This is a genomic window from Aeromonas sp. FDAARGOS 1417, assembly GCF_019046985.1.
GTDB classification, from domain to species: domain Bacteria; phylum Pseudomonadota; class Gammaproteobacteria; order Enterobacterales; family Aeromonadaceae; genus Aeromonas; species Aeromonas veronii.
Genome location: NZ_CP077221.1, coordinates 2823657 through 2848798 on the forward strand (window position 1 = coordinate 2823657; position 25142 = coordinate 2848798).

The following is a 25142-nucleotide window of genomic DNA, read 5'->3' on the forward strand; positions in this document are numbered from 1 at the left end:
CCAGCACCCGCATGGCAAACCCGGTCGCTGACAAAGCCCATCAGCGACCGGAACCTGACTCAGTTCAGCTCGGTGGGGTCGATATCGAGGCTCCAGCGTACCCGCTTGGTCTCGGGCCATCCCTCCAGCTCCTTCACCGCCCAATCGAGCAGCTGGGCCAGCGGGGCCCGATTCGGCCCCTGCACCAGCAACTGCATGCGGAACTTGCCCGCCTTGCGCTCCATAAAGCCGCTGATGGGCCCCAGCACCTGAACGTGGGGATAGCGGGCGCTGCGCAGGGTATCGGCGAGGCGGGCGAGGAACAGCTGCACCTCGTCACGACCGTTGGCCTCGGCGCGGAACAGCCCCTGATAGCTGAAGGGCGGCAACCCCAGCAGGCGGCGCTCTTTCAACGCCGTATCGGCGAAGTGGCCGTAACCGTTCTGCGTCAGATCCTGCAGCAGGGCATGCTCCGGATGGTGGCTCTGCAGCACTACCAACCCGGGTTTGCTGGCGCGACCGGCGCGGCCCGCCACTTGGGTGTAGAGCTGGGCCAGTTTCTCGGCTGCGCGAAAATCGGCGCTGAACAGGGCACCATCCACATCCAGCAGACCCACTAGCGTCACATCCGGGAAGTGGTGGCCCTTGGCCAGCATCTGGGTGCCGATCAGGATCTTGTACTTGCCCGCCTTGATGTCGCCGAGATGGGTCTCCAGCTCCCCCTTGCGGCGGGTATTGTCCCGATCGATGCGCACCACCGGATATTGCGGGAACACCGTGGTGAGCAGCTGCTCCAACTGCTCGGTGCCCACTCCCGATCCGATCAGTTCGTTGCTGCCACACTCGGGGCAGTGGTGGGGCAGCGGGCGCACGCTGTCACAGTGGTGGCAGTGCAGTCGCCGCCCGGCCTGATGCCAGGTGTACCAGGCATCGCAACGCTCGCAAGCGGCGCTCCAGCCACACTGGTGACAGATCAGAGCCGGGGCATAGCCACGGCGGTTGAGAAACAGCATCACCTGATTGCCCGCCGCCAGATGCTCTGCCATCAGCTGCTCCAGCTGGGGGGAGAGCCCGGCCTGCAGCCGCACGTTCTTGATATCCAGGATCACCTGACGGGCGGTCTGGGCATTGCCGGCACGGCGAGTCAGGGTAAGGTGGCGATACTTGCCGCTGCGGGCGTTGTGCAATGTCTCCAGCGATGGGGTAGCCGAGCCAAGCAGGATGGGGATACCGGCACGATGAGCCCGCATCACCGCCAGATCCCGCGCGTGGTAGCGAAAACCGTCCTGCTGCTTGAAGGAGCCGTCGTGCTCCTCGTCGATGATGATGATGCCGAGGTTGTGAAACGGGGTGAACACCGCGGAGCGGGTACCGATCAGGATGGCGGCGCCGCCGTCGCGGCAGGCGAGCCAGGCGTCGAGCCGTTCCCGATCGTTCATAGCAGAGTTCATCGCCACCACCGGCACGTTGAAGCGGCGCCGGAAGCGGTTGATGGTTTGCGGGGTCAGGCCGATCTCCGGCACCATCACCAGCGCCTGCTTGCCCGCCTTGAGCAGGGGCTCGAGGATGCTTAAATACACCTCGGTTTTGCCGGAGCCTGTGATGCCATCCAGCAGGAAGGCGCCGAACTTGTCGCTCTGGCTGGTAACGGCAGAGACGGCCAATGCCTGCTCGCCGTTGAGGCGCAGCCCCTCCCCCGGTTCAAAACGGGCGGCCCAATCGCCGTCGTGGCTCGGCTCCAGCGAACGCTTCTCCAGCAGCCCCTTCTTCTCCAGCGCGGTGAGAGCGGCGCTCTGGATCTCCTCCTGCTTGAGGGCGGAAGGGGTCTGCGGCCCCTTGCGCAGCAAGGCGAGCGCTTGCTGCTGCTTGGCCGCCCGCTTGAGCTCGTTAAGGTCGATGGCCATGCCAGCCTCAGTGGCAAACCAGAACTCCAGTTCACGATAAGCGGCAGGCTCCCCCTTGCGCACCAGCACCGGCAGGGCGTGGGGCAGCACTTCCCCCAGCGGATGCTGGTAGTAGCTGGCGCTCCAGTTCATCAGCGCCAGAATATCCGGCCCCAGCACCGGCGTCGCATCGAGTACACGCTTGATGGGCTTGAGCTTGTTGCGGGGCACCAGGCTGTCAGCCGGATGATCCACCACCAGTCCGACCAGGGTCTGGGGACCGAAAGGGATCTCGACCCGGCAACCGGGGGCAGGTAACGGCAGGGGAGAGAGATAGTCGAAGTGACGGCGTAACGGTACCGGGACAGCGACACGAACCAGATCCAGCGTTTGGGAAGAATTCACCAGGGGGTTGCCTATTTTTTCTGCGAAGCCACTTGCCTGATATCAGGCATTTCCTATATTATTCGCAGCCTTTGAAACTGTGTTCAACAATCGTGTGGTGTCCGACAAGAGATCGGATGGCGACACGGCCTATTAATTGAGGTTGTCCATGAAAGCTGGTATCCATCCTGACTACGTAGCCATCACCGCCAAGTGCTCTTGCGGTAACGTCATCAACACTTTCTCTACCATCGGTAAAGATCTGAACCTGGACGTGTGCTCCGAGTGCCACCCGTTCTACACCGGCAAGCAGAAAGAAGTTTCTAGCGGCGGCCGCGTAGACAAGTTCAACAAGCGTTTCGGTGCGATGACCACCAAGAAGTAATTTTACTTCTGAAGAATTCTGAAAAAGGCGCCCAATGGGCGCCTTTTTTACGATCCCTGTTTTTCATCCTTCATGTTCCCGCAGCCAGACGCACTCTCCCCTACTGGCCAAATCCTTTGGAACGACGCAAATAGACATACCCCTCACCCGGGCTACCCCAGCGCGGACTCCCTGCGTTGTCATAGGCGCGATCCAGCAATCTGACGCTATCGGGGCCAATCCAGATATGCTGCACCAGCGTTGTGGCACCACCAAAATCGGTGGAGCAATGGCCCACCCGGGTATGACCGGCATATTCGCCGGAGGGGGTACGGGTCAGCCAGATCTCGCAACCGTGGCGCAAGGAGAGCTGCTGCGGGGTCAGACTGTCGAGCAGGGCGGGATCATGCCAGGCACCGGCAAAATCGGTGGCACGGGGCATAGTCAGCTCTGCCATCAGGACCCGCCCGTCAGGAGCAGGTGAGAAGCGATAGATGCGCTGGCGGAAAGGACGGACGGAGCGCATGCTCAGATACTGCTCGGCATAGACCCAGCGATAGCCCTGATAGCCGGGCCAGATCTCCATCAAGCGCAGCTCGGCACTGGTAAAGCGGCTGTCGTAACTGGCCTGCTCCCGGCTCGTAAAGGCCCCGTTGAACCAGCTGAGTAGCGGCTCCATACCGGGCTTGAGTGGGGTAGCCTGAGGCGCCGATCCTGCCAACACCAGACAGGAACAGAGCAGCCCGAATACGGCCACCAGCAACTTTGCCATCGAATCCTTCCGAATCATCATAGTGGCGGCGATTATATGAGCGAATTTCCCCAATAACAGCCATTACGATCAAATCATTGCCACTCTGGTGCAAAAACCTCACAAGGATGCCAGTCCGCTCACTAAACCCGATATTTTGCCACCGCCTTGTTGAGCAGCTGGGCCTGCTCGTTGAGACCCTCGCTGGATCTCGCATTTTCCTCCGCCATGATGCTCGACTCCTGGGCGATGTCGCGGATGTTGTTGACGTTGCGGTTCACCTCGTTGGCCACCAGACTCTGCTGTTCGATAGCCGCAGCAATCTGGGTGCTCATGTCCATGATGTGGGTAACATCCTGAGTGATCTGCCCCAGCAACTCCCCTGCGGTACTAGCCTGATCCGAGCTGCGGTTGCCCTGCTCGCGGCAGGTCGCCATCACATCGACGATGCTGCCGGTCTGTTTCTGCAGCGAGCTGATGATGCCGGCGATCTCCTGGGTCGATTTTTGGGTTCGGATGGCCAGATTGCGCACCTCATCGGCCACCACCGCAAAACCACGTCCCTGATCCCCTGCCCGAGCTGCTTCGATGGCTGCGTTGAGGGCCAGCAGGTTGGTCTGCTCGGCAATGCCGCGGATCACATCGAGCACGGAGCCGATGGTCTCGCTCTCTTTTTGCAGCTGGCTTACCTCGCGGGATGAACTCTCCAGATTGCCTGCCAGCGAGCGGATCTGCTCGACAGTATTCTCGACCGCAGTCCGCCCCTCCATCGCCTTGTTGTTGGTCGCCTGCGCATTGTTGGCCGCCTGCTCGGTGTTGCGGGCGATCTCTTCGATGGTGGAGCCCATCTCTGTGGACGCGGTCGCCACCATGTCGGTCTCCTGCAGCTGGCGCGCCGCCCCTTCGCTGGTGCGTTTGACGTTGGCCGAGAGGTGATCCGCCGCTTCGGTCAGGGTGTGCACGCTCTGCTTCACATCGCCAATCAGGTTGCGAAACCCGCCCAGCATCACGTCGAGATTGCCTGCCAGCTGGGCCATTTCATCTGCCCCGCGCAGCTCTATCTTCAGGCGCAGGTCATTATCCTGGCGAATGCGGTTGACGGTATCATTCACCTGAGTAATGGGACGGTCGATGCTGCGCCCCAGCAACACGCTCATGATGCCGATCAGCACCACAATCACCCCGCCACAGACCAGCATCAGGCTGTTGAGGCGAGCGCTCTGCCGCTCCAGCTCAGCGACAATGTGCTGATCGACGGCGGCAAACCCCTGTTCGGTCTGATGCACCAGATCCCGCATCTGGTTGCGCAGCCCCTCATCCTCTTTCAGCCCCAGTACCTGCATCCCCTGCACCAGCGCCACAAAGTCCTGCCGGTACTGCTTGCTGGCCTGCTCCAGCTTGCCGCGACCCGCCTCCGGCAAAGTGGCAAGGCTATCCTGAAAACTCTTGTGCAAGGTCTCGAAACGCTCCAGATACTGGATATCGGAACGCAGCATGAAGTCTTTCTCCGCCCGCCTCAGTTGCAGCATGGTGATGAGCAACCCCTGCTGATCCAGCTGCTTGAGCCCATTCTCCACCTCATGCACCGCCGCCCTCAGCTTGCCATAGAGCCCCTCCTCCGGCCCCAGACCAATCTTCTGCTGCTGGGCCACCAGATCGTTGAAGGCTCTGCCATAGCCGCTGATCTGCTGATCCAGTCTGGTCAGCTCCCCCTCGACAGCCGCCAGATTGTCATCGGTCACCAGCTCCCGATTGTGCTGGTGAAAATCTGACAGCCCCTGATTGAAGCGCTCGACGAAGGTCATATCCTTGCGGATCAGAAAATCCTTCTCGGCCCGCCGCAGGTTGAGCATGGCGATCTCCAGCTGGTCGATATTGCGCTGAGCTTCGGTCAGGTGACGGTGCACCTGGCTGGAGTAGATAAACAGGCCGCTCAGTACCAGCATGGCAACGGCAACCAGCACGGTATTCAGGATCAACTTATGACGGATAAGCACGATGGACCTCTCGCAAACAGGCAGTGAACTGCATTGAGCTTATGCAGAAAAGCGGCGACAGGTGATCTGTGCAAGGAATATTCATTGAAATGCCACACCCACTCCTTATACTGGTTGCACCTGTTTCCAGCCGTGGATTTGACACTATGGAATACAATACTTCTGAACTGTGCGACATCTATCAGGACATGGTGGATGTGCTTGAACCCATGCTCTGCTCCTTCGGCGGCCGCGCCTCTTTCGGCGGTGTCATCACCACCGTCAAATGCTTCGAATCGAATGGTCTTATCCGTGAACTCGTCAAAGAGAACGGACTGGGACGCGTCTTGCTGATCGATGGCGGTGGCTCCATGCGCCGCGCTCTGATCGACAGCGACATCGCCACAACAGCAGCAGAGAACGATTGGGAAGGGATTGTCTGCTACGGCTGCGTCCGCGAAGTCGACATTCTGGAAGATCTGGATATCGGCATTCAGGCACTGGCAGCCATTCCGGTCGGTGCCGACAGCAAGGATGTAGGGGAGACCGATCTGCCGGTCAACTTCGGTGGCGTTACCTTCCTGCCTGATGACCACCTCTACGCCGATACCACAGGGGTGATCCTCTCCCCCGAGGCACTCGATATCGAGTAAGCCACAGACAGCGTGACGACGGGAGCCTTGGCTCCCGTTTTTTATGCCTGCAACTTGCTGAAAAATGACAAAAAAAGAGGGCCAGATAAACTGGCCCTTAACTGGAAGCAATGTGAGCAATGTCGTGCCTTCACAAGAAGTCCATCACGTTGGAACGAATGAAGTCTTTCCCGGAAAACAAGTTAACAATAATCATTCTCATTTAACTAGGCAAGCGCTATTTGCAGAAAGTGCAAAAAAATTGACCACCGCGAAGGGTGGTCAATCTGGTCAGGCTTGCCGGGTGGCCGTTTGCAGGCTGGATAATCCGGCCTCGCCCACCAGCTTGCGGCTGAGGTAGCGCAACAAGACACCGTAGAGCGGCACGAACAAACCAAGGCTTATCAGCAACTTGAATACGTAATCGACGGTTGCGATCTCGACCCAGTGCTCTGCCATGAAAGGATCTGTGGTGCGCCAGAAGGCCACACTGAAGAAAGCGATGGTATCAACCAGATTACCGAACAGGGTGGAGGCCGCAGGTGCAATCCACCACTGCTTGAGCAGACGCAGGCGGTTGAACACCACCACATCCATGAACTGCCCTACCAGATAGGCCATAAAGCTGGCCAGCGCGATACGCGCCACGAACAGGTTGAATTCGGCCAGATGACCAACGCCCTGGAAGCTCCCTTCGAAGAAGAGCACGGAGAGCGCATAGGAGACCGCCAGCGCAGGCAGCATCACGGTCTGGATAATCTTGCGCGCCAGACCGGCACCGAAGATCCGCACTGTCAAGTCGGTCGCCAGGAAGATAAACGGGAAGCTGAACGCACCCCAGGTGGTGTGGAAGCCAAACACGGTGATCGGCAGCTGCACCAGATAGTTGCTGCTGGCAATGATCAGGATGTGGAACAACGACAGGCGAACGAGCGCCGTTTGGTACTGCGCAGGGGTCAGATTCATCTTGTGACCTTTTTGGTTAATGGGGTTAGGGAACCCATATCGCCACCATTGGCGATAATCGAGGGGCGAGATTATACGCCCCCAAACCGATAGTTCAATCTTTATGCGATTACGCTTGTCCAGGTTGGCCAGCGGCAGAGCAGGCCTTGCAGGCGATAGTCACACCTTGTGCTGTCTGGCGAGCCAGAGCAGCGCCTCCCGATCCGCCGGGCGCACCGCCTCCAGCCAGCAACCGCTGTAGTGTTCATACTCCAGCCGAAACTGGCTCTCTTCAAACTCCAGCAACCAACTATGGCGGTCGGCCCCGGCATCCTGATCGAGCGGCTGCAGCTCCCATTCTCGCAGCAAGGCCTGCGCCAACAGCGGGAACGTGTCCCAGTCGAGCGCCGGACAATCCAGCGTCACCACGCCAGCGTCGCTATCTACCTGTTTGATTTGCCAACTCATGCCCAATCTCTCAGCTACTGCAGGAGAGCTCACCACCGCAATACCATGCCGGAGTCGGGGTGGCGAGATCCTCATATTCGGGTTGTTCATCATAGGGGCGCTGCAAGGCGGCGAACAGCCGCTCGAAAGGCCGCATATCCCCTGCGTCGGCGGCGTCGATCACCTGCTGGGCCAGCGCATTACGCAGCACATACTTGGGATTGATGGCATCCATCTGCGCCTTGCGCACGGCATCCTTGCTTCCTTCGCGCATTAGCCGTGTCCGATAGCGTTCCAGCCACGCCAGCCAAACACCTGGTTCAGACAGCAGGGCCAGCAGAGACGCGGGCCACGCCCCCTCTTGCGTTACCTCACCGAGACGGCGCAGGAACAGGTGGTAATCCACCTTGTGGGCCGCCAGCAACCGGAACAACTCGCGAAACAGCGCCGGGTCATCCTCCTCCCACACTGCCAGCCCGAGTTTGGCCCGCATCAGCTCGGAGTAGTGCAGCATCAGCTGCTGCTCGTACTGGGCCAACGCAGCAGCCAGCTCATCACTGTCTACATGGCCAGCCAACGCCTGCGCCAGCTTTTGCAGATTCCAGTAACCGACCGCGGGCTGCTGATCCAGCGCGTAGCGGCCCGCAGGGTCCGAGTGGTTGCAGACAAAATCGGGCACATAGGCATCGATAAAGCCGTAGGGGCCGTAATCCAGCGTCAGGCCGAGCAGCGACATGTTGTCGGTATTCATTACCCCGTGACAGAAGCCCGCAGCCTGCCATTTGGCAATCAACCGCGCGGTGCGGCGCACTACCTCGGCAAACAGTTCGGCACCACTCTCCAGTTCGGGGAAGTGGTGGCGCAGCAGATAGTCGATGAGTGGCGGGATCTTCTCCCCCTGCCCGCTCCAGGCGAAATACTCGATATGGCCGAAGCGCAGATGGCTGGGGGCGGTGCGCAGCACAGTCGCCCCGGTCTCCACCTGTTCGCGATAAACAGGCTCCTGACTCCCCACCAATACCAGCGCCCGGGTGGTCGGGATGCCGAGAGCATGGAGCGCTTCGGAGGCGAGATATTCGCGGATGCTGGAGCGCAGCACGGCGCGACCGTCGCCAAAGCGGGAAAACGGCGTCTTTCCTGCCCCCTTCAGGTGCAGATCCCAGCGCTGACCATCCGGCGCCTGCTGCTCACCCAACAGCAGCGCACGACCATCCCCAAGCCGGGGGCTATAACCCCCGAACTGATGGCCGGCATAGACCTGCGCTACCGGCTGCATACCGGGCAGCACTTTTCCCTCGCCACAACAGGCGATCCAGTCAACCTCGCTGACGCCTCCCAATCCCAGCTCATCCAGCAAAGTCCGGTTGAGATGAAGCAACCGGGGTTGCTGCAGCGGCTGGGGGACCACGGGCTCACAGGCCCAAGGCAGCTCGGTCGCAAAAGTGTTGATCAACTTCATGGTTGTGCCATTCGTCCCTGCGTATGCTCGTGTCACTCTTTATACTGCCGTCAGCCATGCTTGTGCTCACTGGCAACCATCATTTTTCAATTCAAGGAGAAGAAGATGCAAAAATGGGTATATGCCCTGCCCTTGCTGGCACTGGCGTGGGGTCATCAGGCCAAGGCTGCAGATATCGAGGCAGGCAAGGCCAAGGCGGCGGTCTGTGCCGCCTGTCACGGCGTAGAAGGCAAGGCGATGATCCCCAACTATCCCCATCTGGCGGGCCAGAATGCCGCCTATCTGGTGAAACAGTTGAAAGCGTTCAAGGATGGCACCCGCAAAGAGCCCTTGATGGACCCCTTCATGGCGCCGCTGACCGATGCGGATATCGACAATCTGGCGGCCTTCTACGCCAGTCTGAAATAACCTCGCGTCTGACCCAGGTTCTTCCGAGCCGTGCTTGCCGTGGTCGATTAGGTTGCCTAATCGACCCTACCGGCGGCAGTAATCGATGATCAGGTCCATAAAGGCTTCGCCAAAGCGTTCCAGCTTGCGGTGACCCACACCGTTGATAGCCAGCATCTCGTCTTCGGTCATCGGCATCAGCTGAGCCATCTCCACCAGGGTCGCATCGTTGAATACCACGTAGGGCGGCACCTCTTCATCCTCGGCAATCTGCTTGCGCAGGCCGCGCAACTCCTTGAACAACCGCTTGTCATAGTTGGCATTGTCGAGCAGGCCATTGCGCTTCTCCTTGCGGCTGGAGATGGGCTGCAAGCGGGGCACCGCCAGCTCCAGCTTCACCTCGCCACGCAGCACGGGGCGGGCCGCTTCGGTCAGCTGCAGCACCAGATTGCGGGTGATGTTCTGGGTCAGCAGCCCCTTGTGGATCAGCTGGCGGATCACGCTCATCCAGTATTCGTGGCTCTGATCCTTGCCGATGCCGTAGGTCGACAGCTTGTCGTGGCCGTGATCCTTGATGCGCTGGTTCAGCGACCCGCGCAGCACCTCCACTACATAGCCCACCCCGAAATTCTGCCCCACCCGCCAGACGCAGGAGAGCGCCTTCTGGGCATCTTCGGTGCCGTCATAACTTTTGGGCGGATCGAGACAGATATCGCAGTTGCCGCACGGCTTGTCGTTGTACTCGCCGAAGTAGTTGAGCAGCACCTGACGGCGGCAGGTTTGCGCCTCGGCAAACGCCGCCATCACGTTGAGCTTGTATTGCTCCACCTGCAACTGCTGGGGATTCTCGATGTTGTCGAGCAGGCGGCGCACCCGGCCGATATCGGCGGGATCGTAGAGCAGCAGCGCCTCGGCGGGGGTGCCATCGCGCCCGGCGCGGCCGGTCTCCTGATAGTAGGATTCGATGTTCTTCGGGATATCGTAGTGCACCACGAAGCGCACATTGGGCTTGTCGATGCCCATACCGAACGCCACCGTCGCCACCACTATCTCGATGTCATCCTTGAGGAAGGCATCCTGGGTCTGCTGGCGCTGCTCGAGCGGCAGCCCCGCATGATAGGGCGCGGCCTTGCAGCCGTGGCGGGATAGCCGCTCGGCCACCTCCTCTACCCGGTTGCGGCTGGAGCAGTAGACGATGCCGCAGTTGCCCTTCTGGCTCTGCACGTAACGCAGCAACTGCTCGGCCGCCTTGAACTTCTCCACCAGGCTGTAACGGATATTGGGGCGATCGAAGCTGGCAGTGTGAATGAAGGGATCGCTCAGTTCCAACCGATGCAGCATGTCGCTGCGGGTCGCCTCGTCGGCAGTCGCAGTTAGCGCCACCACCGGCACCTGCGGGAACCACTGTTTTAGTCGCCCCAGCGCCGCATACTCAGGCCGGAAATCGTGGCCCCACTGGGAGACACAGTGCGCCTCATCGATGGCGAACAGCCCGAGCGGCAGCTCGGCCAGCCGATCCATAAACTCGTGCTGCAACAGTCGCTCGGGGGAGACATAGACCAGCTTGATCTCGCCGCGGCGCATGGCGGCGAAGTTCTGGATCATCTCCTCCCGACTGAGGGCCGAGTTGATGTAGACCGCCGCCACACCGTTGGCGCGCAGGCTGTCGACTTGATCCTTCATCAGCGAAATAAGGGGAGAGACCACCACCCCGAGCCCGGGCCGCAGCAGTGCCGGGATCTGGTAGCAGAGCGACTTGCCGCCACCGGTGGGCTTGAGGACTAGCGCATCGCGCCCCGCGACGATCTGCTCGATGATCTCGAGCTGACCCGGCCGAAACTGCTGATAGCCGAAGACCGCCTGCAGCAGGGCAAGCGGACTCTCTGGCTGAGGATCTGGCAGGGTCTCGGCAATCGCGGTCATGGGCTCTCCTTTGGGGTCGCCATTCTAAAGCAGCCGCCGCCCACAATAAACCTGCCATTGCGACTGTTAAGGAAGTGTTGCAGACTGGCTGGAGTTTTTACTCGGCTTTGATGACAAGGATTGGGAGCAGAGAATGAAACAGATGCTCAAGAAGATGGCGCTCAGTGGCATTGCCAACCTGTTTGCCGAGAAGATGCCCTTCAACAAGCTGATCGGCATGCAGGTGACCCACTACGACTTCGACAAGGTGGAGCTGCGCATCAAGATGGATGAGAAGCTGATCGGCAACCCCTTCCACAACATCCTGCACGGCGGCGTCACCGCCACGCTGCTGGATGTAGCGGGCGGCATGATCGTCGCCGCTTCCTGCATCGACGAGCTGGAGGAGTTCTCCCCCAGTTATCTCAAGGAGCGCTTCGCCCGCCTAGGCACCATAGATCTGCGGGTGGACTACCTGCGCCCTGGGCGCGGCAACGAGTTTATCGCCACCGCCCACATCATCCGGGCTGGCAGCAAGGTGGCCGTCGCCAGGATGGAGCTGCACAACGAAGAAGGCACCCACATCGCCTTCGGCACTGGTACCTATCTGGTGGGTTGAACCAAATTAGTGCATAAAAACCACGCGGCTAATCCAATTTTAATCATTAGATTCCTTACCCCCTCTGGCCGAACAAGGTCCATACTGATAGTCGGGATTGTGTGCAGAGGGAGGATTGCAGGCGATGAGTGCGAAACTGGCCATCAAACCATCCAGAGCCTTGTTGACACAGCTCGAGTCCATGCTCGACGAGGTGCAGACACCCGAGTGTCGCCACTGGTTGGAACAGGAGCTTGAGGGGTATTCTCTCTCCTCACCCCTGCCTTGGTATCGCATCGTTCCCTGTCGGCAACGCGGTCACTTTCTGGATCTGAAAACGGGAAAATATTTGACCTGTCACATCAACAGTCAAACGCTATGCCAACGCGATCTGGCCCAAATTCAGTTCATTTATGCCCGTGAACCCGCCGCCCACTATTTGCTGCAACGCAATTCCGGTATTGAACCCTGGCCAGAGCAGCTGCTGGAAGATTATCAGGAGCAGTTGATCCCCGGCCATCTATGCCTGCAAGCCTGGCATGAGCCCGTGATTTCATTACGTGCACAACTGATGGAGGGAATAGAACATTTCATTAGTGAGTACCCCAAGCACGCGGCCTTGCTGCCTCAACACAGTTTCAAGGCTTTGCGGCATCAGCACTGGCATATCTGAGTAAGCGCCTGGCGCGCAAGGAGGGCACCATAGACAAGACCCATAGCGAGATTGCCACAATCTAGAGTGCCGGAGTCAGGATCAGACTCCACCGATGGGCCACCGAGCGGTGGCCCTTTTAATGTCTGTGGTCTTGCTTCGACCCTGCATACTGCAAGTCAGATCACTTGGCCAGGTAACAGGTCAGCAGCCAAAGAAAATCGGGAAAACAGGAAGGATAAATGCAAAAAGGCCGCTCTATTGAGCGGCCTTTTCAAATTTGGTCGGTGTGAGAGGATTCGAACCTCCGACCCCTTCGTCCCGAACGAAGTGCGCTACCAAGCTGCGCTACACACCGATGTCTGCGGGACGGGAATTTACCGAAAGCCCCGACCCGACACAAGCCTTTTTTTCATTTGGCAGGGAAAAAAGTGCTGTTCGCTCAACTATTCAGCACTCTTTTCATCCGTTTACCGGGCTGCAGCCAGCTGGTGACATTCCGGTAACCGGCTGTCAGGCCAGGCGCAGGGATGCTGGCCCCAACAGACGGCGCTGCCAATCAGCCACAGTGCCATGCTCCAGCCAGTCGGCTGCATGCTGGCGCCAGTTGGGGGAAAGGGCCGGATTCTCCAGCAACAGCAGCAGGTCAGTCTCGTTGCGCACCTGATTGAACAGGATATCCGCCGTGCGCTTCACCGTCAGTTCGGGATAGGGTCTGTCTGCCAGCTCCATGGCCGACTCCGGCGACACCATCCCCTCCTCCAGCACCCGCAGCAGCCAGCCACAACGGCCATTTAGCTGCATCACCTGGGACATCTGGCCATAGCCAAAGCGCTGGTTGAGCTTGAAGCAGGGGGATCTTGGCTGACTTATCTGGATCAGCGCGTCGCCGAGTCGATAGACATCGCCAATGCAGGCTTGCGCCTCGGTCAGCCCGAGACCGGAGAGGTTCTCGCCAAAGGCGGCAGGTTGCCAGGCTGTACGTGGCGCAGGCAAGCTCAGCGCGGTTTGCCAGGTCTGCCACCAGAGATAGTGATCGGCCGGATAGTAGTGGAGCGCCCGATCCGGGCCACCGTGGTGGCGCAGGTCACACTGCTCATCCCCTTCCAGACCGGCAAAGGTACAGCGAACTGGTGCAGAGATCGGTTGCTTGTGAATGGCACTGGTGAGGCCGGGCACCAGCTCGGTGCCACGACCGCTAAAAAGGGAGATCCGCATACTCATCCTCCAGGTTGACGAGAGTAGGCGGATCTTATCATGGCGTCAGACGACGGCCTGCATCTGGGTGGTCATGGCTATCTCGGCGCGACGGCGCTTCTCCGCCCTGGCCATCAGATACCAGCTGCCGAAGGTAAAGAGCGATACCGACAGCAGGATCAGGCTGGCTACAGCGTTGATCTCGGGTTTCACCCCGAGCCGTACCGCCGAGAAGACCTCCATCGGCAAGGTAGTGGAGCCCGGGCCGGAGACGAAGCTCGCCAGCACCAGATCATCCAGCGACAGGGCAAACGACATCATGCCGCCTGCCGCCAGCGAGGGGGCAATCATCGGGATGGTGATCAGGAAGAACACCTTCCACGGCTTGGCGCCAAGATCCATCGCCGCCTCCTCGATGGAGAGATCAAGCTCCCGCAACCGCGCCGACACCACGATCGCCACGTAGGCGGTACAGAAGGTGGTGTGCGCGATCCAGATGGTCAGCATGCCCCGCTCGGCGGGCCAGCCCACCAGCTGGGCCATCGCCACGAACAGCAGCAGCAGCGAGAGACCGGTGATCACCTCGGGCATCACCAGCGGCGCCGTCACCATGCCGCCGAACAGGGTGCGACCACGGAAGTGGGGAATTCGGGTCAGCACGAAGGCTGCCACCGTCCCCAGCGCCACCGCGGCGATCGCGGTGTAGAAGGCGATCTCCAGCGAGCGGAACACAGACCCGATCAGCTGCTTGTTGTCGAGCAGGCCGAAGTACCACTTCAGCGACCAGCCACCCCAGACCGTCACCAGCTTGGAGGCGTTGAAGGAGTAGATCACCATGATGATCATGGGCAGGTAGATAAACAGCAGCCCCAGCCAGAGCATCAGTTTGGCAAAACCGAAACGCTTCATCATGCCTTGCCCTCCAGCTCTTTGGCCTGGTTACGGTTGAAGAGGATGATCGGAATGATCAGCACCGCCAGCATCACCACCGCCAGTGCAGAGGCAACCGGCCAGTCACGGTTGTTGAAGAACTCCTGCCACAGCACCTTACCGATCATCAGGGTCTCCGGGCCGCCCAGCATTTCCGGAATAACGAACTCCCCCACCACAGGAATAAACACCAGCATGCAGCCGGCGATAATGCCGTTTTTGGAGAGCGGCACCGTGATCTGCCAGAAACGGGTCAGGTTGCGGGCCCCCAGGTCGGAAGCAGCCTCCAGCAGGCTCTGGTCATGTTTGACCAGATTGGCGTAGAGCGGTAGCACCATGAAGGGCAGGTAGGAGTAAACGATGCCGATATAGACCGCCAGGTTGGTGTTGAGGATCTGCAGCGGCTCGTCGATCACTCCGATCCCCAGCAAGACGCTGTTGAGCAGGCCGTTGTTGCTGAGGATCCCCATCCACGCATAGACCCGGATCAGAATGGCGGTCCAGGTCGGCATCATTATCAGCAGCAGCAGAACGGTCTGGGTCTCCTTGTTGGCCCGGGCGATGGAGTAGGCCATCGGATAGCCAATCAGCAGGCAGAGCAAAGTGCTGACGAAGGCCATCTTGAGGGAGCCCAGATAGGCCGCGATATAGAGCTCATCCTCCTGCAGCAGCAGGTAGTTGCCCATATTGAGCAGGATGGTGAGCTGATTGTCGGCCCAGCTCACCACGTCGGTGTAGGGCGGGATCGCCACATCCGCTTCCGCAAAACTGATCTTCACCACGATGACGAAGGGCAGCAGGAAGAAGAGGAACAGCCAGAAGAAGGGGATGCCAATCACCAGTCGGCGCCCCCCGACCCGCTTCAGTCGTTGCAAGAACTTCATGATTGCAGCACCACGCCGCTGTCATCTTCCCAGTAGAGGAACACCTGGTCATCCCAGGTTGGCCGCTTGCCGTGGCGTTCGGCATTGGCGATGAAAGCCTGAACGATTTTGCCCGAGGGCAGCTGGATGTGATAAACCGAGTGACCGCCCAGATAGGCGATGTCATAGACCTCACCCTTGGTCCAGTTGAAGTCCGGGTGCTCGATCTCTTCCGGTTTTTGCAGACTCATCAGCAGTTTTTCCGGCCGCAGGGCGTAGGTCACCTTCTTGTTTTCGGCGCGGGAGCTGATGCCGTGGCCCACATAGATGGGCTGCTCCAGATCGGCGCAAGCGATGGTGGCGTGGTCCTGCTCATCCTCCACCAGCAGGCCGTCAAACAGGTTGACGTTGCCGATGAACTCGCACACCAGCCGACTGGCCGGAGTCTCGTAGATATCCATCGGGCTGCCGATCTGCTCGATGCAACCGAGGTGCATGATGGCGATCCGTTCCGCCATGGTCATGGCCTCTTCCTGATCGTGGGTCACCATGACGCAGGTAACCCCGACCCGCTCGATGATCTCAACCAGCTCCAGCTGCATCTTGGAACGCAGCTTCTTGTCGAGCGCCCCCATGGGTTCATCCAGCAGCAGCAGCTTGGGACGCTTGGCCAAGGAACGAGCCAACGCCACCCGCTGGCGCTGGCCACCGGAGAGCTGATGCGGCTTGCGGCGGGCGTACTGGGTCATCTGTACCAGCTTGAGCATCTCCTCCACCCGGGCATCGATCTCGGCCTTGGGCAGGCCATCCTGCTTGAGGCCAAAGGCGATGTTTTGGGCCACCGTCATATGGGGGAACAGGGCGTAGGACTGGAACATCATGTTGATGGGGCGTTCATAGGGGGGCATGTCGGTGATGTCGACCCCGTCGAGGAACAGCCGCCCCTCGGTCGGGCGCTCGAAACCGGCCAGCATCCGCAGCAGGGTCGATTTGCCGGAACCGGACCCGCCGAGCAGGGCGAAAATCTCCCCCTTGTGAATATTGAGAGATACGTTATCGACCGCCAGCGTTTCGTCGAACTGCTTGCTTACCCGATCAATTTTCACCAGCACTTCTTTGCGCTGCTGACTGCCCTCGAGGGCTTTCTTGTAGGCACTGGAGGCTATCGCCATTACCAAACTCCCCAACGTGATACCAGCCTTGCGGCCGATTCATAAAAGCGATTTGGCGCCCCCGAACGGGCACCAAGGTTAGGTACCGGACTTGATCTTGGTCCAACTCCGGGTGATTAGACGCTGTACCGAGCGGGGATGTGCTTCCTGCACATAGAGTCGCTCCAGCACGGCCTGAGGGGGATAAACCTCCTCATTGTTGCGCACCGCCTCATCCATAAACTCGCCCGCCCTTGAGTTGGGATTCGCGTAGCCCACATAGTCGCTGACCTTGGCGATCACTTCGGGCTGCAGGACGTAGTTGATGAGGGCGTGCGCCTCTTTGACATTGGTGGCATCGGATGGGATCGCCATCATGTCGAACCAGAGATTGCCCCCCTCTTTCGGAATGCTGTAGGCAATTTTCACCCCCTTGCCAGCTTCATCGGCGCGGGCAGCGGCTTGCAGGATGTCGCCGGAAAAACCGGCCGCCACGCAGATGTCACCATTGGCGAGATCGCCGATGTATTTGGAGGAGTGGAAGTAGGCCACATAGGGCCGCACCTTGAGCAGCAGCGCCTCGGCCTGCTTGATATCCCCCGTCGCATGACTGTTGGGATCGAGCCCGAGGTAGTTGAGGGCAGCAGGGATCATCTCGTCGGCAGAGTCGAGAAAGGCGACGCCGCAGCGAGAGAGTTTCGCCATGTTTTCCGGTTCGAAGATGGTGGCCCAGGAGTCAATCTTGTCGACCCCCAGCACCGCCTTGATTTTGTCGACGTTGTAGCCGATGCCGTTGGTCCCCCACAGATAGGGCACCGCGTACTGATGACCCGGATCCACCTTGTCGAGCTGCTTGAGCAGCACGGGATCCAGATTGGCCAGATTGGGCAGCAGGGATTTATCCAGTTTCTGGAAGGCTCCCGCCTTGATCTGCTTGGCCAGGAAATTATTGGAGGGCACCACCAAATCGTAACCGGTCCGCCCCGTCAGCAACTTGCCTTCCAGGGTCTCGTTGGAGTCAAACACGTCATAGACGGTCTTGATCCCGGTCGCCTGCTGGAAATCGCTGAGGGTGGTCTCGCCGATATAGTCAGACCAGTTGTAGAAGTGCAGCACAGGGGCAGCCTGGGCCACATTCGCCAATCCCATGGTCAGCGCTATGGTTAGCAATCTGGTTGTATTCACGGTGTCAGTTCTCCTGTTTCAGTGGCTGACCGTCTGCGCATCCATTCGCGCGGCCCATCCGGATGGATGGCATCACTACCCTCCCGGCCGAACTGCGGACCGGGAGGGGCATTCGTTACTTACTTGCCGGACTTGATCTTGGTCCAGCTGCGGGTCATCAGACGCTGCACCTTGGCCGGCAGATCCGGGAAGGTGTAGATCTTCTGCAGGGTCGCCGCATCAGGGTAGATACCCGGATCGGTGCGGATCGCCTCATCCACCAGCGGGGTCGCCGCCTTGTTGCCGTTCGGGAACTGCACCACGTTGGTGATATTGGCGATCACCTCAGGCTTCATCAGGTAGTTGATGAAGGTGTGGGCCGCCTCGACGTTCTTGGCATCCGCCGGAATGGCGATCATGTCAAAGAAGCTGCCTGCCCCCTCTTTCGGAATGGTGTAGGTGAGCGCGACGCCATTCTTGGCCTCGGCTGCCCGCGCCTTGGACTGCTGCAAGTCACCGGAGTAACCGACCGCTACGCAGAGGTTGCCGTTGGCCAGATCCGAGATGTACTTGGAGGAGTGGAAATAGGCGGTATAGGGACGGATGGAGAGGAACAGCTCCTCAGCCTTCTTCAGCTCGGCCGGTTTCTGGCTATCCGGTTTGAAGCCCAGATATTGCAGGGCAGCCGGCAGCATTTCGGTCGGTGAATCTAGGAAGGAGACGCCACACTCTTTCAACTTGGCCATGTTCTCCGGCTTGAACACCAGATCCCAGGAGTTGACCGGGGCATCGGCCCCCAGCACGGCTTTCACTTTCTCGGCGTTGTAGGCATAGCCGATGGTGCCCCACAGGTAGGGGATGGAGTACTGGTTGCCCGGATCGCTCGGCTCGAGCGCCTTGAGCAGGTCGACATCCATATTTTGCCAGTTGGAGAGCTTGGACTTGTCCAGTTTCTGGAACACGCCCGCCTTGATCTGCTTGGCCAGGAAGGGGTTGGATGGCACCACGATGTCGTAGCCCGAACTACCCGCCAGCAACTTGGCTTCCAGTACCTCGTTACTGTCGAACACGTCATAGACCACCTTGATCCCCGTCTCCTTCTGGAAGTTATCCAGGGTATCCGGCGCTATGTAGTCGCTCCAGTTGTAGACGTGCAGCACCTTCTCTTCAGCCATTGCTCCGGCACTTGCCATGACCAGAGCCACAGAGGCAGCGATCACTCCTGTTTTGAAAGACATCATCCTTGTCTCCTAAGCAAATTGTATGCGCATGCCAACCTGCCCGACTTGCCTCAACCCTTCAGCTTTGCGGCTGTCAGATCCAGACTGCGCCTGGCCAGATCGACCAATTCATCAACCTGTTCCTCGGTGATGACCAAGGGGGGCGATATGATCATGGTATCGCCTACCGCCCTCATCACCAAGCCATTGTTAAAGCAGAACTCCCGGCAAGTCATCCCCGCATTTGCCTGAGCCGGGAAACGCCGGTTGGTCTGCTTGTCCTCAACGATTTCCAGCGCGGCGACCAATCCTTTGCCACGGGTTTCTCCCACCAGCGGATGATCGGCCAGCTCCGCCCAACGGCGCTGCAAATAGGGGCCGATAGTATCATGCACTCGCTTAACTATGCTCTCTTTCTGCATAAGCTGGATATTGGCCACCGCCACGGCGCAAGAGACCGGATGACCCGAGTAGGTGAAGCCGTGGTTGAACTCCCCCCCCTCCTCCACCAACCCCTTGGCAACCCGGTCGCTCACCATCACTGCGCCGAGCGGCAGATAACCGGAGGTGATCCCCTTGGCCAGACACATCAGGTCCGGCTTGATGCCAAACCCTTCGCTGGCAAACCAGTGGCCGGTACGGCCAAAGCCGCAGATCACCTCGTCGGCGATCAGCAGGATGCCGTAGTGATCGCAGATGCGCTGGATCTCCGGCCAGTAGCTGTCAGGCGGAATGATGACGCCGCCCGCCCCCTGGATCGGCTCGCCGATAAAGGCAGCCACCTTGTCCACCCCCAGCTCCAGAATCTTCTGCTCCAGCTGACGGGCCCGCTCCAGCCCGAACTCGTGGGCACTCATCCCCTGCCCCTCACCGAAGTGGTAGGGCTGATCGATGTGCACTATGCCGGGAATGGGCAAGCCGCCCTGGGCATGCATCCCCTTCATGCCACCCAGACTCGCCCCCGCCACGGTGGAGCCGTGATAGGCGTTGTGGCGGCTGATGATCACCCGTTTGTCAGGCTGACCCTTGCTGGCCCAGTAGTGGCGCACCATCCGCAGCACGGTGTCGTTGCACTCGGAGCCGGAGCCAGTAAAGAAGACGTAGTTGAGATGGGCGGGTGTCACCTCGGCCAGCAGGGTCGCCAGCTCGATCACCGGCGGGTGAGCGGTCTGGAAGAAGAGGTTGTAGTAGGGCAACTGCTGCATCTGGCGGGTAGCGGCATCCACCAGCTCCTGGCGGCCATAGCCCATATTGACGCACCACAGGCCCGCCATACCGTCGAGGATGCGTTTGCCCTCGGAGTCTTCCAGATAGACGCCGCTGGCTTTGGTAATGATGCGCGAGCCCTTCTTGTTCAGGGCCTGAAAGTCGGTAAAGGGGTGCAGGTGGTGGCTGGCATCCAGTTGTTGCCACTCACGGGTTGTCTGCTGCATTTGTTGCTCCTCGGTTCCTTCGATTTAGCAATATTCTGTCGTCAAACAGTCAGGTGGGTAGTCAGGCGGGCTTGCATGCTCGCAGCCACAACCGCTCACAGGTGGCTGCCGCCACCTGACTCACGTTCCAGTCTCTTCGATACAGGGATCGGGGAGGCCGACTCCGGCCTCCCCGTTACAGGGGGATCAGACGTTCAGCAGCAGGAACTCCCGCTCCCAGCGACTGATCACCCCGAAGTAGGTCTCGTACTCTTTGCGTTTGACCGCGACGAAGGCGCGGGTGAAGCGCTCACCCAACATCTCCTTGATGGGCTCGCACTGTTCGAGATGGCTGAGTGCCTCCTCCAGCGAGCGGGGCAGGCTGTAGGGCAGGTCATAGGCGCTCGACTTCATCTCCGGCAGCGGCTCCAGCTTCTCCATCATGCCGAGATAGCCACAGGCTAGAGTGGCGGCCAGCGCCAGATAGGGGTTGGCATCGGCACCGGCGAAGCGGTTCTCCACCCGGCGGGCACTGGGGTCGGAGAAGGGCACCCGCAGGCCACAGGTACGGTTCTCAACCCCCCACTGGACGTTGCGCGGCGCGCTCTCGCCAAAGGTGAGGCGGCGGTAGGAGTTGACGTTGGGGGCCAGCAGGGCGGTCACCGCCGGGGTGTATTTCTGCAGACCGGCGATGAAGTGCATGAACTGTTCGCTGTTGCCGCCGCTCGGGGTGCCGAACAGGTTGTGGCCGTTCACATCTTCCAGACTCTGGTGGATGTGCATGGCCGACCCCGGTTCGTCGCTCATCGGCTTGGCCATAAAGGTGGCATAGATGCCGTGGCGGTGAGCGGCCTCACGCATGGTGCGCTTGAACAGGAACACCTGATCCGCCAGATCGATGGCATCACCATGCAGGAAGTTGATCTCCATCTGGGCGGCGCCCGACTCGTGGATCAGGGTGTCCACTTCCAGTTCCTGCGCCTCACAGTAGTCATACATGTCTTCAAAAATGGGGTCGAACTCGTTGACCGCATCGATACTGAACGACTGGCGGGCGGTCTCAGGGCGGCCGTTGCGACCCACCGGCGGCACCAGCGGATAGTCGGGGTCTTCGTTGCGGGTGACCAGATAGAATTCCAGCTCGGGCGCCACCACCGGCTTCCAGCCCTGCTTCTCGTAAAATGACAGAACCCGACGCAGCACGGAGCGCGGCGCGATGTCGATCAGCTTGCCGTTGACGTCGAAACAGTCGTGGATCACCTGTGCAGTGGGCTCCAGCGCCCAGGGGACAAAACGGATGGTGTTGGGGTCGGGATAGAGCTGCATGTCCCGCTCCAGCGGGTCGATCATGCTGTCGTCATCCGGATATTCGCCGGTCACCGTCTGGGTGAAAATCACCTCGGGCAGACGCATGCCCCCTTCGCGCAAAAACTTGTTGGCTGGGATGATCTTGCCCCGGGCGTTGCCGGTGAAATCCGGGAACAGGCACTCCACTTCCGTGATGCGATTGCTCTCCATCCAGCCTTTGATACTGTCCATGTTAAACCCCGACTTTACGGTTGCCATTGGCAAGGGTGTCTAATATATGGAACACCCTTGTTATAAAATTGTAATCAACATCACCATAAAAGCCCGCCATCAAGGGCAATGTCAAGCGGGCGTGTTTAAAAAACTATAAATAACGGCGCATATAATGACCAAGGCGGCACCAAATACTAAACACTCAAATCCGTACGAAGCCCCCCCTCTCATCGTTGCAAAGGCGATGCCAACAGAGGGTGAAGCAGGCGCCAGATCCCGACCAATCCCCCGCAGGAACGGACCATTTTTTTGCAAGGGCGCACAATCCTTATCCTATTTGCTTTGCTTGGCTGCATTTTTTTGGTACAAGGCCCGCCCTGATTTGCACTCTCTTGCATGAAACAGGTGCAAATCGGGATACAAGGGCTTGGTCTGTAGGCAGACAGCCCCCATAAACAGGGATAATTGGGTTAGTAAACTGACTGGTAGTTAATCGTATGTGTGATTTCATGACTGAAGACCAACTGGCCTTTTACAAGGGGCAGATCGAGCGACAGATCGTCGAGCTCGAAGAGCGCCTGAACTCCCAGGCCAGCCAGGCCATCGCCACCGACACCAACGAGATGGCTGATGAAATTGACCGTGCCAGTATCGAGGAAGCCCGCCGTCTGGAGCTGAACCGCATCGAGCACGACAAGCTGCACCTGCGCAAGCTGCGGGGCGCATTGAAGCGCATCAGCGAAGGGGATTTTGGTTACTGCGAATCTTGCGGTGACGAGATCTCCCTCAAGCGGCTGCATGCCCGTCCGGAATCCCGTTTCTGCGTCGAATGCCAGAGCACCAAGGAATTTAACGATACCCACGTGTTCCGTCGCGTCGCCTGATTCTTCGAAGAACCGTCACCATTCTGGTGCAACAGACGCCAGCAAGGCAGGGCACCGCGCTCAAACCTTGCACAACGCCTCGCAGCAAGATGGTGACAAGTTCTGTTAGACTCCGGACACCTTCCGGAATCTACAGGAGAACAGAGAGTGAAATGGCTCATCAAGCTGTGTTTGTGCCTGCCACTGCTGGCACAAGCACAGGTTCTGACGGTCAAGGTCCCCAGCCGTCCCGTCAACAATCTTGACCAGGAGTACCAGTACAAGCTGCTGGAACTGGCCCTGACCCACTCCGGTACCCCCTTTCGCATCCAGCCCGTCGAGCTTGATCTCAACCAGTTCACCCTCCAGCAGCAGCTGAGCAAGGGCAAGACCATCAATGTTTTCTGGATGGGCACCTCCAGCACGCTCGAATCCTCCCTGCTGGCCGTCCCCATTCCGCTGTTTCGCGGTCTGGAAGGGCTGCGCCTCTCCTTCATTCATGCTGATGCCCAGGAGAAGTTCAACCAGATCAATACCCTGGCTGATTTGAGGCAGATGAAAGCGGCGCAAGGGGTCGGCTGGGCCGACAACAAGATTCTGGAAAGCGCCGGCATCCCCACCTACTCCGGTCGCTTCAGCAGCCTGTTTCGCCTGATCAACGACGGCGACAAGGTCGATTTCTTTCCGCGCGCCATGGTGGAGATCTTCGCCGAGCGCAGCGAGCTGGTGGCGCAATACCCCAACCTCGCCATCGAGCAGCATCTGCTGATCCGCTACCCCTTCGCCCAGTTCTTCTTCGTCAGCCCCAAGTACCCCGAGCTGGCCAAGGCGATCCAGACCGGCCTTGAGCGGGCCTATGCCGACGGCAGCTTCATGCAGTTCTTCCGTGAAAACCCGAAGATCCGCGAAGCGCTGGCCAGCGCCAATCTCGACCAGCGGGTCACCATCCAGCTGCCCAACCCCGATATGACGCCGTTGCTCAAGAGCATTCCGGCACAATATTGGGAATACCCTCCGCAGGGATAAGCTGCCAGCCGCCCCGTCTGGGGCGGTGCTGTTTTTGTCCCTATCAATGCTGATGCAGCCGGACTCCCCTCTTGGAATCGGACAACCACCTGTGACAACCGCTGACGGGCACAGAGCTGCGCCTATGGCGGGATCCGGCTAGCTATAAGTTAAAATTGGGCCATAAAGGCAAAACCCATAAATTAAATTTATAGTGATGCCAAAGCCCGCCGGGCAGGCGGTCAGCACGGTTCACAGGCCCGCCAGAGCCATCGCCCGATCCACACCATCTCACTTGCCTCCCCCCTTGCCGCTATCTGATCAGAACCCGGCATGGGCCGGCGTTGCCATCTGGCATTGGTCGCGCGCTTCCGCCATCATGCTTGCGATGCCGCCCCGTTTACCGGGGGCGGCCAGAGCAGCAAACCAGAGCGTGCGCCAGGGTGGTGCCATGAAGGGAATCGAAGAGTGGTTTGAGGAGTACGGCCAGAGCCATCGCCATCCGGTCAACGTCGCCATCCACAAGCTGGCGGTGCCGGGCATCTATCTCTGCTCGCTGGGTCTGCTCTGGAGCCTGCCTGCCGGACCGCTGCCAGCGGGGCTCAACTGGGCGGCGGTGGCCGCCATTCCGGTGCTGGCCTTCTACCTGCAGCTGTCGTTTGCCCTGTTCGTCGGGATGGCGGGGCTGACCGCGCTCGGGCTGGCCTTCTGCCACCAGTGGCAGGGGCCGCTGCTGTGGCCCGCGCTGTTTATCTTCGTGCTGCTCTGGATAGCCCAGTTTGTCGGCCACAGGATCGAGGGCAAGCGCCCCTCCTTCCTCGCCGACCTGCAATTTCTGCTGATAGGCCCCGCCTGGGTGCTTGCCAGCCTCTATCGTCGCCTTGGCATTCCCTATTGAGGGAGGCCGGGCCAACAGGAGAGACCATGTCATACCGCCACACTCTTAATTCACCTCTGCGCCGCGCCCTGCCCTTGCTGCTGGGCGCCCTGTTTGCCGGACCGGCGCTGGCCGACAAGGCTGATACCGTCGGCGAGGTGAGTACCGCCTTCAAGCTCTTCGGTCCCAACCACAAGATCCTGGTGGAGGCGTTCGACGATCCCCGCATCGACGGTGTCGCCTGCTATCTGGCGCGCCCCAAGACCGGCGGCGTCAAGGGCGGGCTCGGGCTGGCGGAAGATCCCTCCCACGCCTCCCTCTCGTGCCACCAGATCAGCCCCATCACCCTGCCGGCGAAGCTGAAGGCAGGGGAAGAGGTGTTCGACGTCAGCACCTCGCTGGTGTTCAAGGAGCAGAAGGTGGTGCGCTTTTACGACCAGAAGCGCAATGCGCTGGTTTACCTGACCTACAGCACCAAGCTGGTAGATGGTTCGTACAAGAGTGCAGTCAGCGCCGTACCCATCATGCCGTGGGGGCAATAACCAGCCGGTTTGTCCGGTGATAGTTGACTCGCTTTGTT

At 59.7% G+C, this 25142-nt stretch carries 24 protein-coding genes and 1 tRNA gene; 9 read left to right on the forward strand and 16 right to left on the reverse strand.

Annotated features, from left to right (window positions below):
* Nucleotides 1–59: 59 nt before the first annotated feature.
* Nucleotides 60–2267, reverse strand: a complete 2208-nt coding sequence (gene priA / locus I6L47_RS13000) for a primosomal protein N' (protein WP_216947565.1) — start codon at nt 2265–2267, stop codon at nt 60–62.
* 148 nt (nt 2268–2415) lie between these two features.
* Between priA and rpmE the strand changes: the two genes are divergently transcribed.
* On the forward strand, nt 2416–2631 hold the full coding sequence (gene rpmE, locus I6L47_RS13005; RefSeq protein WP_005340673.1) for a 50S ribosomal protein L31: 216 nt from the start codon (nt 2416–2418) through the stop codon (nt 2629–2631).
* 100 nt (nt 2632–2731) lie between these two features.
* Here rpmE and I6L47_RS13010 read toward each other — a convergent pair whose 3' ends face one another.
* Entirely contained in the window at nt 2732–3382 is a 651-nt protein-coding gene (locus tag I6L47_RS13010; protein WP_216947566.1) for a chromophore lyase CpcT/CpeT, read from the reverse strand.
* Nucleotides 3383–3504: 122 nt separating this feature from the next.
* On the reverse strand, nt 3505–5358 hold the full coding sequence (locus tag I6L47_RS13015; protein WP_216947567.1) for a methyl-accepting chemotaxis protein: 1854 nt from the start codon (nt 5356–5358) through the stop codon (nt 3505–3507).
* A 146-nt stretch (nt 5359–5504) separates the two neighbouring features.
* Here I6L47_RS13015 and rraA point away from each other — a divergent pair, with 146 nt between their 5' ends.
* Nucleotides 5505–5990 (forward strand): ribonuclease E activity regulator RraA, encoded by a 486-nt coding sequence (gene rraA, locus I6L47_RS13020; protein ID WP_005340678.1) that lies wholly within the window; start codon nt 5505–5507, stop codon nt 5988–5990.
* A gap of 270 nt (nt 5991–6260) precedes the next feature.
* On the opposite strand, the gene I6L47_RS13025 is transcribed toward rraA, so the two are convergent.
* The 3 genes from I6L47_RS13025 to I6L47_RS13035 form a co-directional block, all read right to left on the reverse strand.
* Complete coding sequence (locus tag I6L47_RS13025) at nt 6261–6935, reverse strand: 7-cyano-7-deazaguanine/7-aminomethyl-7-deazaguanine transporter (RefSeq protein ID WP_005340680.1); 675 nt, start codon at nt 6933–6935, stop codon at nt 6261–6263.
* A gap of 159 nt (nt 6936–7094) precedes the next feature.
* Nucleotides 7095–7382 carry a DUF3630 family protein gene (locus tag I6L47_RS13030; RefSeq protein ID WP_216947568.1) on the reverse strand — a complete coding sequence of 96 codons (288 nt, stop codon included), beginning with the start codon at nt 7380–7382 and terminating at the stop codon, nt 7095–7097.
* A gap of 10 nt (nt 7383–7392) precedes the next feature.
* Entirely contained in the window at nt 7393–8820 is a 1428-nt protein-coding gene (locus tag I6L47_RS13035) for a YdiU family protein (RefSeq protein ID WP_216947569.1), read from the reverse strand.
* 105 nt (nt 8821–8925) lie between these two features.
* Between I6L47_RS13035 and I6L47_RS13040 the strand changes: the two genes are divergently transcribed.
* Entirely contained in the window at nt 8926–9228 is a 303-nt protein-coding gene (locus I6L47_RS13040) for a cytochrome c (RefSeq protein ID WP_005340687.1), read from the forward strand.
* A 66-nt stretch (nt 9229–9294) separates the two neighbouring features.
* Here I6L47_RS13040 and recQ read toward each other — a convergent pair whose 3' ends face one another.
* Nucleotides 9295–11130 carry an ATP-dependent DNA helicase RecQ gene (gene recQ / locus I6L47_RS13045; protein ID WP_139710577.1) on the reverse strand — a complete coding sequence of 612 codons (1836 nt, stop codon included), beginning with the start codon at nt 11128–11130 and terminating at the stop codon, nt 9295–9297.
* A gap of 133 nt (nt 11131–11263) precedes the next feature.
* On the opposite strand from recQ, the gene I6L47_RS13050 reads away from it, so the two are divergent.
* Complete coding sequence (locus tag I6L47_RS13050) at nt 11264–11728, forward strand: thioesterase family protein (RefSeq protein WP_005355465.1); 465 nt, start codon at nt 11264–11266, stop codon at nt 11726–11728.
* 124 nt (nt 11729–11852) lie between these two features.
* Nucleotides 11853–12380, forward strand: coding sequence for a hypothetical protein (locus I6L47_RS13055; RefSeq protein WP_005356927.1), 528 nt, complete (start codon nt 11853–11855; stop codon nt 12378–12380).
* A gap of 260 nt (nt 12381–12640) precedes the next feature.
* On the opposite strand, the gene I6L47_RS13060 is transcribed toward I6L47_RS13055, so the two are convergent.
* From I6L47_RS13060 to I6L47_RS13100, 9 genes are all read right to left on the reverse strand, one after another.
* Nucleotides 12641–12717, reverse strand: a tRNA-Pro gene (locus I6L47_RS13060).
* A 155-nt stretch (nt 12718–12872) separates the two neighbouring features.
* Complete coding sequence (locus I6L47_RS13065; protein WP_103250827.1) at nt 12873–13577, reverse strand: MOSC domain-containing protein; 705 nt, start codon at nt 13575–13577, stop codon at nt 12873–12875.
* Between the two features lie 45 nt (nt 13578–13622).
* Nucleotides 13623–14465 (reverse strand): ABC transporter permease subunit, encoded by an 843-nt coding sequence (locus tag I6L47_RS13070; protein WP_041202837.1) that lies wholly within the window; start codon nt 14463–14465, stop codon nt 13623–13625.
* Nucleotides 14465–15370, reverse strand: coding sequence for an ABC transporter permease subunit (locus tag I6L47_RS13075; protein WP_005340703.1), 906 nt, complete (start codon nt 15368–15370; stop codon nt 14465–14467). Before I6L47_RS13075 ends, I6L47_RS13070 begins: the two co-directional genes overlap by 1 nt.
* Entirely contained in the window at nt 15367–16521 is a 1155-nt protein-coding gene (potA, locus tag I6L47_RS13080) for a polyamine ABC transporter ATP-binding protein (protein ID WP_005340704.1), read from the reverse strand. The genes I6L47_RS13075 and potA overlap by 4 nt, the downstream gene beginning before the upstream one ends.
* A 78-nt stretch (nt 16522–16599) precedes the next feature.
* Nucleotides 16600–17685, reverse strand: a complete 1086-nt coding sequence (locus I6L47_RS13085; RefSeq protein WP_005355476.1) for a polyamine ABC transporter substrate-binding protein — start codon at nt 17683–17685, stop codon at nt 16600–16602.
* 119 nt (nt 17686–17804) lie between these two features.
* A complete protein-coding gene (locus tag I6L47_RS13090; RefSeq protein ID WP_005340709.1) occupies nt 17805–18902 on the reverse strand; it encodes an extracellular solute-binding protein in 1098 nt (365 codons plus the stop codon).
* A gap of 53 nt (nt 18903–18955) precedes the next feature.
* Entirely contained in the window at nt 18956–20317 is a 1362-nt protein-coding gene (locus tag I6L47_RS13095) for an aspartate aminotransferase family protein (protein ID WP_216947570.1), read from the reverse strand.
* Nucleotides 20318–20503: 186 nt separating this feature from the next.
* Entirely contained in the window at nt 20504–21835 is a 1332-nt protein-coding gene (locus tag I6L47_RS13100) for a glutamine synthetase family protein (RefSeq protein ID WP_088868211.1), read from the reverse strand.
* Nucleotides 21836–22314: 479 nt separating this feature from the next.
* Between I6L47_RS13100 and I6L47_RS13105 the strand changes: the two genes are divergently transcribed.
* From I6L47_RS13105 to I6L47_RS13120, 4 genes are all read left to right on the forward strand, one after another.
* Entirely contained in the window at nt 22315–22701 is a 387-nt protein-coding gene (locus tag I6L47_RS13105; protein WP_005356952.1) for a TraR/DksA C4-type zinc finger protein, read from the forward strand.
* 147 nt (nt 22702–22848) lie between these two features.
* Nucleotides 22849–23706, forward strand: coding sequence for a hypothetical protein (locus I6L47_RS13110; protein ID WP_216947571.1), 858 nt, complete (start codon nt 22849–22851; stop codon nt 23704–23706).
* Nucleotides 23707–24136: 430 nt separating this feature from the next.
* Nucleotides 24137–24583 carry a DUF962 domain-containing protein gene (locus I6L47_RS13115; protein WP_043850626.1) on the forward strand — a complete coding sequence of 149 codons (447 nt, stop codon included), beginning with the start codon at nt 24137–24139 and terminating at the stop codon, nt 24581–24583.
* Between the two features lie 26 nt (nt 24584–24609).
* Nucleotides 24610–25104: a CreA family protein gene (locus I6L47_RS13120; protein ID WP_216947572.1), complete on the forward strand. Its 495-nt coding sequence runs from the start codon at nt 24610–24612 to the stop codon at nt 25102–25104.
* The last annotated feature ends 38 nt before the right edge of the window (nt 25105–25142 follow it).

What these genes read in the sequence shown, in the direction of transcription:
- I6L47_RS13030 (WP_216947568.1), bottom strand. Translation starts at nt 7,382, where the DNA reads ATGAGTTGGCAAATCAAACAGGTAGATAGCGACGCTGGCGTGGTGACG.
- I6L47_RS13065 (WP_103250827.1), bottom strand. Translation starts at nt 13,577, where the DNA reads ATGCGGATCTCCCTTTTTAGCGGTCGTGGCACCGAGCTGGTGCCCGGC.
- I6L47_RS13025 (WP_005340680.1), bottom strand. Translation starts at nt 6,935, where the DNA reads ATGAATCTGACCCCTGCGCAGTACCAAACGGCGCTCGTTCGCCTGTCG.
- recQ (WP_139710577.1), bottom strand. Translation starts at nt 11,130, where the DNA reads ATGACCGCGATTGCCGAGACCCTGCCAGATCCTCAGCCAGAGAGTCCG.
- I6L47_RS13055 (WP_005356927.1), top strand. Translation starts at nt 11,853, where the DNA reads ATGAGTGCGAAACTGGCCATCAAACCATCCAGAGCCTTGTTGACACAG.
- I6L47_RS13090 (WP_005340709.1), bottom strand. Translation starts at nt 18,902, where the DNA reads ATGTCTTTCAAAACAGGAGTGATCGCTGCCTCTGTGGCTCTGGTCATG.
- I6L47_RS13100 (WP_088868211.1), bottom strand. Translation starts at nt 21,835, where the DNA reads ATGGACAGTATCAAAGGCTGGATGGAGAGCAATCGCATCACGGAAGTG.
- I6L47_RS13010 (WP_216947566.1), bottom strand. Translation starts at nt 3,382, where the DNA reads ATGGCAAAGTTGCTGGTGGCCGTATTCGGGCTGCTCTGTTCCTGTCTG.
- I6L47_RS13105 (WP_005356952.1), top strand. Translation starts at nt 22,315, where the DNA reads ATGTGTGATTTCATGACTGAAGACCAACTGGCCTTTTACAAGGGGCAG.
- I6L47_RS13115 (WP_043850626.1), top strand. Translation starts at nt 24,137, where the DNA reads ATGAAGGGAATCGAAGAGTGGTTTGAGGAGTACGGCCAGAGCCATCGC.
- I6L47_RS13095 (WP_216947570.1), bottom strand. Translation starts at nt 20,317, where the DNA reads ATGCAGCAGACAACCCGTGAGTGGCAACAACTGGATGCCAGCCACCAC.
- I6L47_RS13070 (WP_041202837.1), bottom strand. Translation starts at nt 14,465, where the DNA reads ATGAAGCGTTTCGGTTTTGCCAAACTGATGCTCTGGCTGGGGCTGCTG.
- I6L47_RS13040 (WP_005340687.1), top strand. Translation starts at nt 8,926, where the DNA reads ATGCAAAAATGGGTATATGCCCTGCCCTTGCTGGCACTGGCGTGGGGT.
- rraA (WP_005340678.1), top strand. Translation starts at nt 5,505, where the DNA reads ATGGAATACAATACTTCTGAACTGTGCGACATCTATCAGGACATGGTG.
- I6L47_RS13035 (WP_216947569.1), bottom strand. Translation starts at nt 8,820, where the DNA reads ATGAAGTTGATCAACACTTTTGCGACCGAGCTGCCTTGGGCCTGTGAG.
- I6L47_RS13050 (WP_005355465.1), top strand. Translation starts at nt 11,264, where the DNA reads ATGAAACAGATGCTCAAGAAGATGGCGCTCAGTGGCATTGCCAACCTG.
- I6L47_RS13075 (WP_005340703.1), bottom strand. Translation starts at nt 15,370, where the DNA reads ATGAAGTTCTTGCAACGACTGAAGCGGGTCGGGGGGCGCCGACTGGTG.
- rpmE (WP_005340673.1), top strand. Translation starts at nt 2,416, where the DNA reads ATGAAAGCTGGTATCCATCCTGACTACGTAGCCATCACCGCCAAGTGC.
- I6L47_RS13120 (WP_216947572.1), top strand. Translation starts at nt 24,610, where the DNA reads ATGTCATACCGCCACACTCTTAATTCACCTCTGCGCCGCGCCCTGCCC.
- potA (WP_005340704.1), bottom strand. Translation starts at nt 16,521, where the DNA reads ATGGCGATAGCCTCCAGTGCCTACAAGAAAGCCCTCGAGGGCAGTCAG.